The 14,351-nt window shown below is 67.7% G+C and carries 16 protein-coding genes; all 16 read right to left on the reverse strand.

Features of this window, described 5'->3' with window-relative positions; genetic code table 11:
• Positions 1 to 4: 4 nt before the first annotated feature.
• The 16 genes from tilS to G342_RS0101380 all read right to left on the reverse strand — a co-directional run bounded on the left by tilS (position 5) and on the right by G342_RS0101380 (position 14,294).
• The gene (gene tilS / locus G342_RS22880) at positions 5 to 1,330 is read right to left on the reverse strand and encodes a tRNA lysidine(34) synthetase TilS (protein ID WP_018181291.1); all 1,326 of its coding nucleotides are present in this window, start codon (positions 1,328 to 1,330) and stop codon (positions 5 to 7) included.
• The gene (ybgF, locus tag G342_RS22885) at positions 1,317 to 2,309 is read right to left on the reverse strand and encodes a tol-pal system protein YbgF (RefSeq protein WP_018181292.1); all 993 of its coding nucleotides are present in this window, start codon (positions 2,307 to 2,309) and stop codon (positions 1,317 to 1,319) included. Before ybgF ends, tilS begins: the two co-directional genes overlap by 14 nt.
• A gap of 155 nt (positions 2,310 to 2,464) precedes the next feature.
• Positions 2,465 to 2,980: a peptidoglycan-associated lipoprotein Pal gene (gene pal / locus G342_RS0101310; RefSeq protein ID WP_018181293.1), complete on the reverse strand. Its 516-nt coding sequence runs from the start codon at positions 2,978 to 2,980 to the stop codon at positions 2,465 to 2,467.
• A 258-nt stretch (positions 2,981 to 3,238) separates the two neighbouring features.
• Positions 3,239 to 4,543, reverse strand: a complete 1,305-nt coding sequence (tolB, locus tag G342_RS0101315) for a Tol-Pal system beta propeller repeat protein TolB (protein ID WP_051094049.1) — start codon at positions 4,541 to 4,543, stop codon at positions 3,239 to 3,241.
• Positions 4,544 to 4,697: 154 nt separating this feature from the next.
• Positions 4,698 to 5,687 carry a hypothetical protein gene (locus tag G342_RS26530; protein ID WP_018181295.1) on the reverse strand — a complete coding sequence of 330 codons (990 nt, stop codon included), beginning with the start codon at positions 5,685 to 5,687 and terminating at the stop codon, positions 4,698 to 4,700.
• Positions 5,688 to 5,690: 3 nt separating this feature from the next.
• On the reverse strand, positions 5,691 to 6,146 hold the full coding sequence (tolR, locus tag G342_RS0101325; protein WP_026304003.1) for a protein TolR: 456 nt from the start codon (positions 6,144 to 6,146) through the stop codon (positions 5,691 to 5,693).
• Positions 6,147 to 6,148: 2 nt separating this feature from the next.
• Positions 6,149 to 6,859, reverse strand: a complete 711-nt coding sequence (gene tolQ / locus G342_RS0101330) for a protein TolQ (protein WP_018181297.1) — start codon at positions 6,857 to 6,859, stop codon at positions 6,149 to 6,151.
• Between the two features lie 223 nt (positions 6,860 to 7,082).
• Complete coding sequence (gene ybgC, locus G342_RS0101335; protein WP_018181298.1) at positions 7,083 to 7,535, reverse strand: tol-pal system-associated acyl-CoA thioesterase; 453 nt, start codon at positions 7,533 to 7,535, stop codon at positions 7,083 to 7,085.
• A gap of 18 nt (positions 7,536 to 7,553) precedes the next feature.
• Positions 7,554 to 8,591: a Holliday junction branch migration DNA helicase RuvB gene (gene ruvB, locus G342_RS0101340; RefSeq protein WP_018181299.1), complete on the reverse strand. Its 1,038-nt coding sequence runs from the start codon at positions 8,589 to 8,591 to the stop codon at positions 7,554 to 7,556.
• On the reverse strand, positions 8,588 to 9,058 hold the full coding sequence (locus G342_RS0101345) for a hypothetical protein (RefSeq protein WP_018181300.1): 471 nt from the start codon (positions 9,056 to 9,058) through the stop codon (positions 8,588 to 8,590). The genes ruvB and G342_RS0101345 overlap by 4 nt, the downstream gene beginning before the upstream one ends.
• Positions 9,059 to 9,098: 40 nt before the next feature.
• The gene (gene ruvA, locus G342_RS0101350) at positions 9,099 to 9,716 is read right to left on the reverse strand and encodes a Holliday junction branch migration protein RuvA (RefSeq protein ID WP_018181301.1); all 618 of its coding nucleotides are present in this window, start codon (positions 9,714 to 9,716) and stop codon (positions 9,099 to 9,101) included.
• A 75-nt stretch (positions 9,717 to 9,791) separates the two neighbouring features.
• A complete protein-coding gene (gene ruvC, locus G342_RS0101355) occupies positions 9,792 to 10,301 on the reverse strand; it encodes a crossover junction endodeoxyribonuclease RuvC (RefSeq protein ID WP_018181302.1) in 510 nt (169 codons plus the stop codon).
• Between the two features lie 489 nt (positions 10,302 to 10,790).
• A complete protein-coding gene (locus tag G342_RS0101365; RefSeq protein WP_018181304.1) occupies positions 10,791 to 11,540 on the reverse strand; it encodes a YebC/PmpR family DNA-binding transcriptional regulator in 750 nt (249 codons plus the stop codon).
• 88 nt (positions 11,541 to 11,628) lie between these two features.
• Entirely contained in the window at positions 11,629 to 12,741 is a 1,113-nt protein-coding gene (locus G342_RS22890; RefSeq protein WP_018181305.1) for a tetratricopeptide repeat protein, read from the reverse strand.
• Positions 12,738 to 13,409: a thiamine phosphate synthase gene (locus G342_RS22895; RefSeq protein ID WP_018181306.1), complete on the reverse strand. Its 672-nt coding sequence runs from the start codon at positions 13,407 to 13,409 to the stop codon at positions 12,738 to 12,740. Before G342_RS22895 ends, G342_RS22890 begins: the two co-directional genes overlap by 4 nt.
• Positions 13,410 to 13,499: 90 nt before the next feature.
• Positions 13,500 to 14,294, reverse strand: coding sequence for an inositol monophosphatase family protein (locus G342_RS0101380; protein ID WP_018181307.1), 795 nt, complete (start codon positions 14,292 to 14,294; stop codon positions 13,500 to 13,502).
• Positions 14,295 to 14,351: the final 57 nt, after the last annotated feature.

The following is a 14,351-nucleotide window of genomic DNA, read 5'->3' on the forward strand; positions in this document are numbered from 1 at the left end:
TAGATCAGGCGCCCGGATCGTCGTGGCGGAGGGGATCCCGCATCCGCGCCGCAACCAGGGATGAGGCTGAAAAGCCGATCCCGAGCGCAGGATCGGCCGCGATTCCAAGGCCCGGACAAGCGAGCATCGCCGCGCCGCGCCGGAGCGCCGGCAATGCCTCGATCGCCCGCGGCAGGCCCTGCGGTACACAGACGGCAAATTGTCGCCGTCCCGCCTCGCCGAGCGCCGCGATGGTAAACGCCCCGGCTTCGCGGGCGGAAAGGTGGACCCGGAAACGGCCGTCCCAGATGCCGTCGAACCCATCCTCGACGACGAACGCCGGCAGTCCGTCGCGACCGGGCTCGCGCTGGAAGCGGAATTCGCCCTTCCGGAGGTCGATGATTGTTCCGGCCAGAGTACGGGCGGCGAAGCCTTCGTCGGCACGCATGGCGGCTTCCAGCGCCTCCAGGCTCTCGAGCCGAGGCACATAGGCGCCACCGCCGACGGCGCGCAGAATGCGGGCGAGCGCCCGCAGGCGGATTTCGTCCGGCTCGTTCGCCCAGAGGTCGGCCCGCAACCGAACCGCGCCCGTCGCGTCGGCGACGGCTGCTTCGTCGAACAGCCGGCCGACATAATGATCGAGTGCTGTGGCGGCGCGGGACAGGCGGCGCGCGGTCGCCGCCAGCGTCGCAGCGTCGAGCCCTTCCCCGGCGAGCATGGGCATCAGCTGGCGCATGCGGACGCGGTCGAAGCTGCGATCGCTGTTGTGCGGATCGGCCGCCGGCGTGATCCCGGCGGCCCGCACGACTTCGACGAGGACCGCGTGCGGAATGTCGAGCAGGGGCCGGACCAGATGGACACCTCCGCGATCGACATCCACCGCCATGGCGGCAAGTCCATAGACGCCGGAGCCGCGCGCCAGACGCATCAGGAAGGTCTCGGCCTGGTCGTCGCGATGATGCGCCGTGACAAGGTGTGTCGCCCCGGCGGCGCGGGCCGCATCGATCAGAAGCCGATACCGCGCGGCGCGGGCGGCGGCCTCGACGCCGGCGGCTGGAGCCGGGCCGGCCCAGGAAAGGCCTTGAAACGGCAGCTGGTAGCGGGCCGCGACCCGGCCGACCAGGCGCGCCTCCTCCGCCGATTCGGGCCGGAGGCCGTGATCGACCGTCAGGACGAGAAGAGCGGGCCCGTTATCACGGGCCGAGCGCCAGCGTTGCGCGAGGATCAGGAGAGCGAGGGAATCGGCGCCACCGGAGACGGCGAGCGCCAGGCGCTCCGCCTTGGCGAACGGCGCGAAGATCGCTTCGAGCGTCGCGTCCGCAATTCGTCCGGGGTCTTCAGCAGCTGGCACTGGCCTGTTCTTGCTTCACTCGCTGCAGCAGCGCATTCGAGCTCTTCGGGTATTGCTTCAGCACTTCGGCATAGGTGGCGCAAGCCGCCTCGCGCTGGTTGAGGCCGGCGAGCGACATGCCGAGCTTCAGCAGCATGTCGGCGGCCTTGCCGCTCTTCGGATACTGCTTGTAGCCGGACAGGAACGCATCGGCCGAGCCGCGGAAATCCTGGCGTGCATAGAGGCTCTCGCCAACCCAGTACTGGGCATCGGCGGCGAGCGGATCCTTCGGATGCGCCTGCAGGAACTGGCGGAACGCCGCCTCGGCGACGTCGTAGTCGCCCTTCATCACCAGGGCATAGGCCGCCTCGTAGTCGGCGCGCGCGCTGGCGGTCGCCTGCGGCGCGGAACCCGCCCCGCCCCCTTGCGACAGATCCATCGGCTGGCCGCCGACGGGGGCGTTGGGATCGAGCGTCAACTGGCCGAGCGCGCGCGGCGGCGCGCCCTGCCCGGCGCCCGGACCCTCCATCTCTCCATCGGTCGAACCGATGGCATCACCAATGGCGTCGCCCGGAACCGGTTGCGGCGCCGGGTCGGCCGCGGCGGCGCGATTGTTGGCGCGCGGCTTCGCCGCCGGCGCCTCGGAACGCTTGCCGCCACCCTCGACGCCCTTCAGGCGGAAATCGGTATCCTGCTGCGCGCGCTGCAACTGTTCCTGGAGCTGGCGCACCTGGAAGGTCAACTGCTCGATCTGGCCCGTCATGTCGCGCATCTGCTGCTCGATCCGGTCCATGCGCAGGGCGGACTGGCCCTCGCTCTGCGGCGACTGCACGTTGACGACACCGTCGCCGACGCTGCCAGGCGGGTGCAAACCCTGCTCGGCATTGTCGGGATTGCGCTTCAGGCGATCGAACAGCCCGGCATCTGCCGGCCCCGTCGTCGCGAAAGTCAGACCTGCCGCGAACAACACCGCGGTCAGGATCGGAATTCTCTGTCTCATCAGCCCATCCGTTGAACGATCGTCGCGGCGCGGCCCTGCCGCATCGCACCCAAGCGTCTATCTGGGCGGGTCGAGTTCGGCCAAATTGGGGCGCGGGCATACAGAAACGGCGGCCAGAGGCCGCCGTTTCCGTCAAACCGTATGGTGGACTGCGATCACGAGCCGGCGTTGTTCAACACGGTGACAGCGCGGCGGTTCTGCGACCAGCACGAGATGTCGTTGCAGACGGCGACCGGGCGCTCCTTGCCATAGGAGATGGTGCGGATGCGGTTCGGCGCGATGCCGCGCGAAACCAGGTAGTTCTTGGTGTTGGTGGCGCGACGAGCGCCGAGCGCGATGTTGTATTCACGCGTGCCGCGCTCGTCGGCATGGCCTTCGATCGTGACCTGGTAGCGCGGATACTGCTGCAGCCACTGGGCCTGCTTGTCGAGCGTCGAGCGATTGGCCGACGAAACGTCGGTCTGGTCGGTCTCGAAGAAGATGCGGTCGCCGACATTGACCACGAAATCCTGGGCGCTGCCCGGGCTCGCGGAACCGATGCCGCCGCCCATACCGCCGGCGCCACCCGCGCCGCCGGCACCCGGCTTGTTGGCGCAGGCTGCCAGCGCGAGCGCCGCACCGAGGAACACGACGAACTTGGCGCCGCGCAGAATGGGGTGAGTATTCGTCATGAAGATAACTCCTTGTCCACCATACTCGGACATGACGCGGTCATAACAGCCCGTTGGTTAAACGCGGGTTCAAAAACGTGGTTGAGAGGAGGTTAACGCCATCGCCGCGAAGGCGGGTCAATCTCGGAAAACGCTAGGCCCCGTCTGGGTTCCAACATGCCTAACGAGGCGCGGGAACATCGTTACCGAATTACGCACGGCGTCAAAAAAATGCCGCCGGCGCGAAGCACCGGCGGCATGGAAACTAGCGAGTTGGGCCTAGTTGATCAAGGGTGACCAGGCCGGATCGGATCCGAATGCCGGGGTCGGCACCTTGAACTCGTTATAGCCCGTCAGATCGATCGACCAGAGCTGCGGACCGCCATTCGCGCCTGGCGTGTCGCGGAAGAACATCAGCACGCGGCCGTTCGGCGACCAGGTCGGGCCTTCATTGTGGAAGCCCTCGGTCAGGATGCGCTCGCCCGAGCCGTCCGGCTTCATCACGCCGATGGCGAATCCGCCGGGCGCCTGGCGGGTGAAGGCGATCAGGTCGCCGCGCGGCGACCAGACCGGCGTCGAGTACGAGCCCTTGCCGAACGAGATGCGCTGCGGGTTGGAGCCGTCGGCGCCCATCACGTAGATCTGCTGGCTGCCGCCGCGATCCGAGGTGAAGACGATGCGCGAGCCGTCCGGCGAGAAGGAAGGGCTGGTGTCGATCGAGGCCGAATTGGTCAGCCGCGTCGTCCGGCGCGAGCGCAGGTCCATGGCGTAGATGTTGGCGTTGCCCTGGTCCTCGAAGCTCATGACGATGCGCTGACCGTCGGGCGAGAAGCGCGGCGCGAAGGTCATGCCGGGGAAATTGCCGACCAGTTCGCGCTGGCCCGTCTCGATGTTGAGCAGATAGACCCGCGGCTGGTCGGCGCCGTAGGACATGTAGACGACTTCCTGGGCCGCGGGGCTGAAGCGCGGCGTCAGCACGAGGTCGTTGCCGCGCGTCAGGTAGCGCGAATTGGCGCCGTCCTGGTCCATGATGGCGAGACGCTTGACGCGCTTGTCCTTCGGACCGCTCTCGTCGACATAGACGACGCGGCTGTCGAAATAGCCCTGCTCGCCGGTCAGACGCTCATAGATCGCGTCGGCGATGATATGGGCGACGCGGCGCCAGTTTTCCGGCGTCGTGTAGAATTGCTGGCCGGCCATCTGCTGGCCCGCATAGATGTCCCAGAGGCGGAACTCGGCGCGGAGCCGGCCGTCCGACTGGCGGGTGACGCCGCCGGTGACGAGCGCCTGCGCGTTGATCACCGTCCAGCTCTGGAAGTTCGGCGTCTGGTTCGGGTTCGAGATCTTCTCGATGAACGAGGCCTGATCGAGCGGCAGGAACAGGCCCGAACGCTTGAGATCGGCCGCGATGACGCCGGAAACGTCGGCGGCGAGCTGCGCATCGGCCGGCGTGCCGCCGATGAAGGTCGGGATCGCGATCGGCAGCGGCTGGACGTTGCCCTGCGTAACATCGAGCTCGATCAGCGCTTCGGCGCGCTGAGTGAACGGAACGGTCGCCATCACGAAAGCAGCGGCGAAGAGCATGGCCGCTCCGAGGCTCATTCGTGTCAAGCGGCGCGAACCGGCCGCGGCGCCTTTGTCGGGGGCGTGAACCGTCATGGTGCTGATCCTGTAATCCAAATCTTCTGTGCTGGTTCGGTTGTGGCCGAAGATAACGGCAGAGCAGTGACGATAACGATCATCCTTGCGGCGAGAAGCGCATCTGGATCTCGCTCCAGAGATCGTACTTCTCGACGGGAAGCTGGTAGGGACCGCACTGCATGACGGCACGAACCGCGCTTTCCGCTGCGACGGTCCCATACTGGCTGGCCGGATATTGCTGGATCGACGGCACGCCGCTGACGCTGCCGTCCTGGTTCAGCTTGAAGCGGATCGTCACCGTGACCTCGCTCGGATCGGTCCAGCCGACCGGGATGTTCCAGCAGCGCTGAACCTGGGAGCGCAACGCGTCGATCTCGCTCTGCGTCATCGTCGCACTCGGATTGCGCGCCTCTTCCGCACCGAAGGATTCCGGTTCCTGGCTGGCCGTCTCGCCGCCGGTCGGCTTCGAGCGATCGAGCAGGGCGGCGATCCGGTCGGCGTCGAATTCGGACGACGTCGTGCTCTGGGTCGGCTGCTGGGTCGTCTTTTCCGTCGGCTTCTTCGGCGCCTCGGCGGTCTGCACCGGCTTCGGCGGCGTCGGCTTCACGCGCGGCTTGGGCGCGGGCTGCGGCGGGGTGGCCTCGGCCTGCTTCGGCTCGGGAGCGGGTTCGGGCGTCGGCTCCGGCGGGGCCGGCTCAGGCTTGGCGGCCTCCGGCGGCGCCGGCGCGGGCGGAGCGGGCTCCGGCGGCGCGGGCGTCGGCTCCGGCGGCTTCGGCGCAGGCGGGGTCGGCTCGGACTTGGGCGGCGGGGGTGGCGGCGGCGGGGTTGCCGGCGGGGTCGGCTTCGGCGGCGTTGGCGCCGGCTTCGGCGCTTCCTTCTCCGACGGCTTGTTCGGCGACGGCTTGTTCTTGACCTCGGCGGTCTTCTTGCCCTTCTGCAGGCTCGTCAGTTCGGAAATCGGCACGAGGTCGACCGGCATCGACTCGACCTGGGTCACATCGAACGGTTTGGTGTCAGGCAGCCCGAAGAGACCCCAGGCCAGAAGCGAGAGGTGGGCAGCGGCAGAGAAGGCGAGCCCGGCGCGCATCGATCAGCCGTCCGTCGCCTCGGTGACGAGCCCGATATTGCGATAGCCGGCGCTGGAGATGGCGCCCATGACCCGCATGATCGCGCCGTAATTGCTGGTCTTGTCGCCGCGCACGAAGATGCGCTCCTCATAGCCGGCGGCGGCGATCGCCTTCAGCTTGGGAACGATCTCGTCGAGCGGGATCTCGGTCTCCTGCAGGAAGATCTTGCCTTCCGCATTGATGCTGACGGAGATCGGGTCCTTGTCGGCGGTCAGCGCCTTGGCCTGGCTCTGCGGCAGGTCGAGCGGCACGCCGGCGGTCAGAAGCGGCGCCGAGACCATGAAGATGATCAGCAGCACCAGGATGACGTCGACGAACGGCGTGACGTTGATTTCGCTCATGACACTGGTCGAGCGGCGACGCCTGCGTCCCCCGCGTCCGCCGCCCCCTGACCGTCCACCGCCGACCGACATGCCCATGATCAGGCCCTCTCGTCGATCTGACGCGACAGGATGGCGGAGAACTCATCGGCGAAGCCTTCGAGGCGCGACGAGATCTGGCCGGCCGAGCTTGCGAGCTTGTTGTAGGCGATAACGGCGGGAATGGCGGCCAGAAGGCCGAGCGCCGTTGCCATCAGGGCCTCGGCGATGCCGGGCGCCACGACGGCGAGCGACGTGTTCTTGGAAGCGGCGATCGCCTGGAACGACGACATGATGCCCCAGACGGTGCCAAACAGGCCGATGAACGGGCCGGCCGAACCGACGGTGGCCAGGAACAGCAGCCGGCTTTCCATCCGCTCGGATTCGCGGGCGAGCGTCACGTCGAGCACGCGGTCGATGCGCATCTGCAGGCCGATTGGCGACTTCGCGCCGGCCTCGAAGGAGCGCTTCCATTCCCGCATCGCCGCGACGAACAGCGCCGCCATGCTGGATGCCGGACGGTTCGAGAGCGAGCGATAGAGCTCCTCGAGCGACTGACCGGACCAGAATACCTTCTCGAAACGATCCATCTGGCGACGGATGCGGCCGAACAGCAGCACCTTGTCGATGATGATCGCCCAGCTCCAGATCGAGGAGACGATCAGTCCGAGCATAACCAGCTTGACGACGATATGCGCCTGCCAGAACAGGGAGATGAGCGACAGGCTTGCCGGCGCGTCGAGCGCTGCCTGGCCCACGTCGACCGGATTCATTCGCTTACTTCCTCTCGGAGTTGATCACTCGCGACAACCGGCGCGAGGATGGACTCGCATCCACCGCCGATCCCCGCCACGGACATGTCCTGCAAGCATCGGGCCGGACATCACAATCCGGCTGGGTGTCTCGCCTTCAAATTTGTTCATTTGAGGGCGTTTCAGCCAGTCTGGCCATGCTGCCGCGACGCTTCTCTATAGTGTCGGCATGGTTAAGCAATGGTTATTTCGACGCTGTGGCAAACCTCGCCGCCAGGCTCTCGGGAATGCGCTGGGCCCGGCCGGCCCGGTTGACCAGGACGACCGTCACGACCGCCTCGATCAGCACCTCGGTGCCCCTGCGGATCGTCTGCGCGAGCAGGATCCGGGCACCGCGGATCTCCTTCGGGCGGGTCAGGACCTCGACGACGTCGTCGATCCGCGCCGGCCGCTTGAAGTCGATCTCCATGCGATGGACGGCGAAGGCGATCGGCTCGCCCGTCTCGCCGGCGTCGAGCGCGCTGTGGTGGACGCCGAGCAGGCGGACATAGTCGCTCCGCCCGCGCTCGAGGAACCGGACATAGGAGCCGTGATAGACGACGCCGGAGAAATCCGTGTCCTCGAAATAGATGCGAACCGGCAGGACATGGCCTTCCGGCGTGTGCCGTCCGGCGAGATGCGGATAGTCGTCACTCATGCGATGCCTCTGGCGCGGCTATTTGCCGGGATCGAACAGCGGGATCTGCGCGGCGACCTCGTTGGTCGGCACGGCGAGCCCGAGATGGCGGAAGGCGTGCGGTGTCAGGAGACGCCCGCGCGGGGTGCGCTGCACGAAGCCCTGCTGGATCAGATAGGGCTCGACGATCTCCTCGATCGCGTCACGCGGCTCCGACAGGGCGGCGGCGATCGTCTCGATGCCGACCGGTCCGCCGCCAAACGAGACGGCGATGGTCGACATGTAGCGCCGGTCGAGCGAATCGAAGCCCATGCTGTCGACCTCGAGCCGGAGCAGCGCGCTGTCGGCGACCTCGCGCGTGATGGTGCCCGGCCCCTCGACCAGGGCAAAATCACGCACCCGCCGGAGCAGCCTGCCGGCGACGCGCGGCGTGCCGCGCGAGCGGCGGGCGATCTCGGTAGCGCCATCCGGCGTCATGCCGATGCCCATCAGCCGCGCCCCGCGCGACACGATGTGCTCAAGTTCCGGCACGGTATAGAACTGCAGGCGGACCGGAATGCCGAAACGGTCGCGCAAAGGCGTCGTCAGCAGGCCGAGACGGGTGGTCGCCGCGACCAGCGTGAACTTCGCCAGGTCGATCTTCACCGAGCGGGCCGCCGGCCCCTCGCCGATGATCAGGTCGAGCTGGAAATCCTCCATCGCCGGATAGAGGATTTCCTCGACCGCCGGGCTCAGGCGGTGGATCTCGTCGATGAAGAGGACGTCGCGTTCCTCGAGATTGGTCAGGAGCGCCGCGAGATCGCCTGCCTTGGCGATGACGGGCCCGGAGGTGGCGCGAAAATTGACGCCGAGCTCGCGCGAGACGATCTGCGCCAGCGTCGTCTTGCCCAGGCCGGGCGGCCCGACGAACAGCACGTGGTCGAGCGCTTCCTTGCGGCCGCGCGCCGCCTCGATGAAGACGGAGAGATTGGCGCGCGCCTGCGCCTGGCCGACGAAATCGGCGAGAACCTGCGGGCGCAGCGTGCGATCGACGTCGTCTTCCTGCGGGGCCCCGTCAATCAAGCGGCTGTCGCTCATCGTTCCTCCTGCGACCACACCGGCCGCGCGAATGGTCGGCTCAGTCCGTAGCAGACGACACCTGCCAGGACCACGCTCACAAAAGCCCGTCCACCGATCGCCAGTTGAGCGCCGAAAGGCGGCGGCGTGAAGACGAAAAGGTTGCGGGCGAAGAACACGGCGCCGACGAGACCGAGAAAGGCCGACAGATACACGACCAGCCGGCCCGACCGCTCGCCGCGCGCATCGCGCCAGGCGATCCAGGCGCCCGCCGCACCGGCCGGCAGCGCACAGAGGATGAACACCAGGCGCGACACCCAGAAGACATCGCCGACGATCCAGATCCGCAGCCGCTCCAGGGACAGCCCCTCGGCCTGGCCGATCTGCTCGAGCGCCATGTCGGTCAGCATGAACAGGAACGGCCCCAGCAAGGCGAAGATCAGCACGGTCGGCCAGCGCTCCGCCAGCGCGGCGCGAAACTCGGTCACGGTCCCCTCACCCGGCAGCTGGCGACGGCACGGCAAGCCGTCATCGCGCCAGTTCCTTCAGGCCGAGCCGGATCAGCGTCTCGGTGGTCGCGCCCTCCCCGGCATTGCGGGCGGCGGCGGCGACGGCGGCGCTCGCCTGCACCTGCGGATAGCCGAGATTGGTCAGCGCCGAGACGGCGTCGGCGACCGGCTGCGGCGCCCGACGGTCGGCGAGTTCATCCTGCATGGCGATGACGGCCGGATCGGCGGTCGAGAAGGCCGGCGCCTTGTCCTTGAGTTCGGCGACGATGCGCGCCGCCACCTTCGGGCCGACGCCCGGCGCCCGCGACACCTGGGCCTTGTCCTGCAGCGCGATGGCGTTAGCGAGATCGGCCGGCTTCAGGATGCCGAGAATGGCGAGCGCCACCTTCGAGCCGACGCCCTGCACGGTCATCAGCAGGCGAAACCACTCGCGCTCGACATCGGCGCCGAAGCCGAACAGCTTGATCATGTCCTCGCGGACATAGGTCTCGATGGCGAGCTGCGCCGCCTCGCCGGGCGACGGCAATCCCTGCAGCGTCCGGCTCGAACAATGGACCTGATAACCCACACCGCCGACATCGAGGATCACCCAGTCGTCGCCAAACGAATCGACGATACCCTTGAGCTTACCGATCATGCTTCCGCCGGCCTCCGCGCCCGTGATTCCGGAAAGTCGCGCACTTCCCGGATGAACCTGACTTCCAGAACCGCGTCAGCCCGCCGCCCGCATCATGCGGGCGAGCGAAACGCGGTGGTGAACGTGGCAGATGGCGATGCCCAGCGCATCCGCGGCGTCGTCGGTGTCGAACTCCGCCTTCGGCAGAAGCACCTTCACCATCATGCGGATCTGTTCCTTGTTGGCGTGGCCGGCGCCAACGATCGTCTTCTTGACCGAGTTCGGCGAATACTCCGCCACCGACATGCCGGCGAGCGCCGGCACCAGCAGCGCGATGCCACGCGCATGGCCGAGCTTCAGCGTCGCCGTGGCGTCCTTGTTGACGAAGGTCTGCTCGACCGCCGCCTCATCCGGCTTGTAGTGGTTCATCACCTCGGTCAGGCCGTGATGCAGCGCGACCAGGCGATGCGCCAGCTCGCCGTCGAGCGGCGCCTTCACCGTTCCCGAGGCGACGAAGGAGAGCGCGTTGCCCCGGCTCTCGACGACGCCCCAGCCGGTGCGGCGCAATCCGGGGTCGATGCCGATGATGCGAATCGTATGGGTCATGCCAAAGGCCTAGCCGACCCTCGCGCCGTTGTGAAGAACATTCGGAGAACATCGGCGCGAAGCCAGAGGCTAGAGCGGCTTGACGCCGTCAATTTCGGCCTGCACCGCCCGCGCCCGCAAGCTGCCGTCATCGGCCTGCTCGACGAACACGGAGACGGCCGCGCCGGGCTTCAGCAGTGACATTGACGGCGGGCGGCATCTGGACCGCCTCGGACTTTCGGTCCGGCATCTTCAGCGTCAGCACGTCGCCGGCAAAGCTCTCGAAGGCGCCGCAGACGCGGTCGGGCATAGCGGCCTGCTGCGCCAGGCGGCGGCAGAGGCGACGGCGAGTAACGAAACGGAAGCGAGAATGGCCAGTCGCATGATGCACTCCATTGCCGGACGCGACGATCGCGGGTGCGCAATGAGAGCGGGCCAGGCATGTGTCGAGCCGGCTGCGTCGAATGGCGGGCCGGCCCGAGCGTGTCGGGCCGGCGATAACGGCGAGCCTCAGGCGGCGGTCAGCTTCTGCATGACTTCGTCGGAAACCTCGAAGTTGGTGTAGACGTTCTGCACGTCATCATCGTCGTCGAGCGCGTCGATCAGCTTCATGACGCTGACCGCCTTCTCCTCGTCGACCGGCACGAGGTTCTGCGGCTTCCAGATCGCCTTGACCGATTCCGGCTCGCCGAGCGTCTCTTCGAGCGCCTTGGAGACGTCGTTGAGATTCTCGAAGGCGGTGATGATCTCGTGGCCTTCCTCGCTACTCTGCACGTCGTCGGCGCCGGCCTCGATCGCCGCGTCCAGAACCTTGTCGGCAGAGCCAACCTCGGCCTTGTAGAGGATCTGGCCGACGTGATCGAACATGAACGACACCGCGCCGGTTTCACCGAGCGCACCGCCGGAGCGGGTGAAATAGGAGCGCACCGCGCTCGCCGTGCGGTTCTTGTTGTCGGTCAGCGCCTCGACGACGACGGCGATGCCGCCGGGGCCGTAGCCCTCGTAGCGCATCTCGTCATAGTTCTCGCCATCGGCGCCGGCCGCCTTCTTGATGGCGCGATCGACAACGTCCTTGGGCATGTTTTCGGCGCGGGCGTTCTGGATGGCCAGGCGCAGGCGCGAATTCATCTTCGGATCCGGCAGGCCGAGCTTGGCGGCGACGGTGATTTCACGCGCCAGCTTGGCGAAGGCCTTTGAGCGCTTGGCATCGGCCGCACCCTTGCGGTGCATGATGTTCTTGAATTGTGAATGTCCGGCCATCGGTGGCGTCCTATCAGCAAAAATTGGGCGGCGCAGGACCGCGCGATCGCCCCGCTTATAGGGGGAAGACGGCCTGAAATAAAGTCGCCTAGCCGCCGCTAGGCCAGCGTTCCGCTGCGATTTCGGCGGCCTTGCGCTCGGCCTCGGGCAGTTTGGCGACGAATTCGTCGAGCCATTCGTCCTTGGTGCCGCGCTTGGCGGCGATCAGATGCCACTTGGCCGCCTGGGCCGGATCGCGCGGCGTTCCCATGCCCGTCGCCAGCACGCGGGCATAGCGGTTCTGGCCGACCGGGTTGCCGGATTCGGCGGCGCGGCGGAACCAGCCGGCGGCGGCGATGATGTCCTTCTTGGTGCCGATGCCGTTGAACAGGCGGATGCCGTATTCGACCGCCGCGTCCGGATGGCCGGCCTTGGCGGCCTTGGCGATCCACATCGTCGAAATGCCGTCGTCGAGCAGCACGCCCTCGCCCTCGGCATAGAGCTGGGCCAGGCCGTATTGCGCGTCGATGTTGCCGAGGCCGGCAGACTTGCTGAACAGCGACGCCGCCTTCTCGGAATCCTTCGGGCGAACCTGGCCTTCGAGATAGAGCAGGCCGAGGTTGTAGAGCGCCTGCGGTTCGTTCCATTCGGCCGCCTGCTCGAAGGCGTCGGCCGCCTTGGCGCGGTCCTTCTTCAGGCCGCGACCGTCGAGATAAAGCAGGCCGAGCGCCAGCTGCGCGTTGGGGTCGCCGGCGAGCGCCCCCTGCTGGTACCAGGCGGCCGAGGCCTTGTCGTTCTGCTTGACGCCGAGCCCCTCGCCATAGAGGCGGCCGAGCAGCGTCGCCGCCGCCGCGTCCCCGCGCTCCGCCCGCGACATCGCCACGGTGAAGGCGGTCAGATAGAGCCCGCGCTGGAACGCGCCGAAAGCCTGGTCGCCCTCGCCGTCGTCATTGAGGGCGCGGCCCGACTTGATGAGGTCTTCGGCGCTCGGCATCAGCCCGGCCGCCGGCGGCGGGATGGTCAGCGTGCTGGGAAGCGGCGCCGTCGTGGCGGGCGCGCTCGAAGCGGCGGCCGTGGCAGGCGCCGGGGTGGTCGAACCGGTCGGCGCCTCGCCGCCCGTCGTGGCCGGCTTGGCTACCGGCACGGGCACACCCTTCTCGGCGACGGCCGGCAAAGCCGTCGCGAGGAGCAGCACAGCGCAGATCGCGGTTCGGAAGATCATGGGGCGGCTTCGGCCTGTCGCGCGGCGATCACCCGGTTGGCCTCGGCAACCGCCGCGACCGGGCCCTCGGCGTGGTTCCAGATGGCGGAGCGGAGCGCGACGAATTCCACGCGGGCGTCGACGGCGGCCTCGACCGAGGCGATGCTGCGCCCGCCCATGACGACGGCCGGGATCTCGAACACCGCCGACCACCAGGCCGCGAGGTCGAAGGCCTTGTCGAAGATGGCGTCGGCAGTATCGCCGTCGAAGCGGCCGAACAGGATGTAGTCGCAGTCGGTCTCGGCCGCGAGCATGGCGTCATGCCGCGTCGCGACGCCGCCGGCGCCCACGATGTGGTCGGGCTTCAGCGCCTCGATCGCATCCTTCAGATCGGCGATGCCGGTATCGACATGCAGGCCGTCGGCGCGGGTGCGACCGAACAGGCGGGTGTCGTTCGGCACGATGGCGGCGACGCCATTGGCCTGGGCGACCGGCACCAGCGCCTCGGCGATGCGCTGCAACTCGGCCGCGCTCGACGTTTCGGAGACGATGAACAGCGTCGCAACGTCGCCCGCCTTCAGCACGTCGTCGAGCAACGGCGCGAAGGTCTCGGGATCGAGACCCGCCGGCGTGACGAGGCAGAGGCGCGCGAACGGCTCCGGCGGAGGGGCTTTTTTCTTTTTGGCCATGATCGCTTTCGAAAAACGTTCCGGAAAAACGCCACAGCCTTATGGCGAAAGCACGACGGCGTTCAAGCCGTCGCGCGGCGCCAGGCCGGGTCAGGCGCGGGCGGTCGTGACGGCGGTCAGCAGCCGGGCCTGGATCTTCTCGTTGCCGGCGCAGACCGTCTTCGTCTCGATCATCTTCTCGCCGCCCCACAGATCCGTGGTCTTGCCGCCCGCCTCGCGAACGAACAGCATGCCGGCGGCGATGTCCCAGGGCTGCAGGCCTTCCTGCCAGAAGCCGTCGAGGCGGCCGGCGGCGACCGAGGCAAGATCGAAGGCCGGCGCGCCGCTGGCGCGCAGGCCCGCCACTTCGATCATGACGTTCTGCATCTTGCGGATGGCGCCGGCATGATCGGGCGTGCCGAGATGGGGAATGCTGGTGCCGACGACGCAATCGGCGAGCGCCGTACGACCGGCGACGCGCATGCGACGATCGTTGACGAACACGCCGCCGCCGCGCTCGCAGACATAGAGGTCGTTCGTCACCGGATTGAACAGGACGGCCGCGACGATCTGCCCTTCCCGCTCCAGCGCCAGCGAGACGCCGAACACCGGAATGCCGTGCAGGAAGTTGGTGGAACCGGCGAGCGGGTCGACGATCCAGCGATGGGTCTCGTCGGTGCCGGCAAGCACGCCGCGATCCTTGGTCAGGAAGCTGTAGCCCGGCCGGCCCTTGGTCAGTTCGGCCACCAGCGCCTGGCCGCACTTGCGGTCGGCGGCGACGACGAAATCGGCAGGGCCCTTCATCGAAACCTGCAGGTTCTCGATCTCGCCAAAGTCACGCGCGAGAGGACGGCCGGCCTTCGTGACGGCGTTGACCATGACGTTGAGAAGGGCCGAGCGGGCCATAGGCGAAACTCCTGCAGCATCGTCCGGCGGTATCGAGTCGAACCGCACCCGGACGGA

Source organism: Kaistia granuli DSM 23481, from assembly GCF_000380505.1.
GTDB lineage: Bacteria > Pseudomonadota > Alphaproteobacteria > Rhizobiales > Kaistiaceae > Kaistia > Kaistia granuli.

Bases quoted from the DNA above. Each gene is read 5' to 3' on its own strand.
- ybgF (WP_018181292.1), bottom strand. From the start codon at position 2,309: ATGAGACAGAGAATTCCGATCCTGACCGCGGTGTTGTTCGCGGCAGGT.
- pal (WP_018181293.1), bottom strand. From the start codon at position 2,980: ATGACGAATACTCACCCCATTCTGCGCGGCGCCAAGTTCGTCGTGTTC.
- tolB (WP_051094049.1), bottom strand. From the start codon at position 4,543: ATGCTCTTCGCCGCTGCTTTCGTGATGGCGACCGTTCCGTTCACTCAG.
- G342_RS26530 (WP_018181295.1), bottom strand. From the start codon at position 5,687: ATGCGCGCCGGGCTCGCCTTCTCTGCCGCTGCCCACCTCTCGCTTCTG.
- tolR (WP_026304003.1), bottom strand. From the start codon at position 6,146: ATGGGCATGTCGGTCGGCGGTGGACGGTCAGGGGGCGGCGGACGCGGG.
- tolQ (WP_018181297.1), bottom strand. From the start codon at position 6,859: ATGAATCCGGTCGACGTGGGCCAGGCAGCGCTCGACGCGCCGGCAAGC.
- ybgC (WP_018181298.1), bottom strand. From the start codon at position 7,535: ATGAGTGACGACTATCCGCATCTCGCCGGACGGCACACGCCGGAAGGC.
- ruvB (WP_018181299.1), bottom strand. From the start codon at position 8,591: ATGAGCGACAGCCGCTTGATTGACGGGGCCCCGCAGGAAGACGACGTC.
- ruvA (WP_018181301.1), bottom strand. From the start codon at position 9,716: ATGATCGGTAAGCTCAAGGGTATCGTCGATTCGTTTGGCGACGACTGG.
- ruvC (WP_018181302.1), bottom strand. From the start codon at position 10,301: ATGACCCATACGATTCGCATCATCGGCATCGACCCCGGATTGCGCCGC.
- G342_RS0101365 (WP_018181304.1), bottom strand. From the start codon at position 11,540: ATGGCCGGACATTCACAATTCAAGAACATCATGCACCGCAAGGGTGCG.
- G342_RS22890 (WP_018181305.1), bottom strand. From the start codon at position 12,741: ATGATCTTCCGAACCGCGATCTGCGCTGTGCTGCTCCTCGCGACGGCT.
- G342_RS22895 (WP_018181306.1), bottom strand. From the start codon at position 13,409: ATGGCCAAAAAGAAAAAAGCCCCTCCGCCGGAGCCGTTCGCGCGCCTC.
- G342_RS0101380 (WP_018181307.1), bottom strand. From the start codon at position 14,294: ATGGCCCGCTCGGCCCTTCTCAACGTCATGGTCAACGCCGTCACGAAG.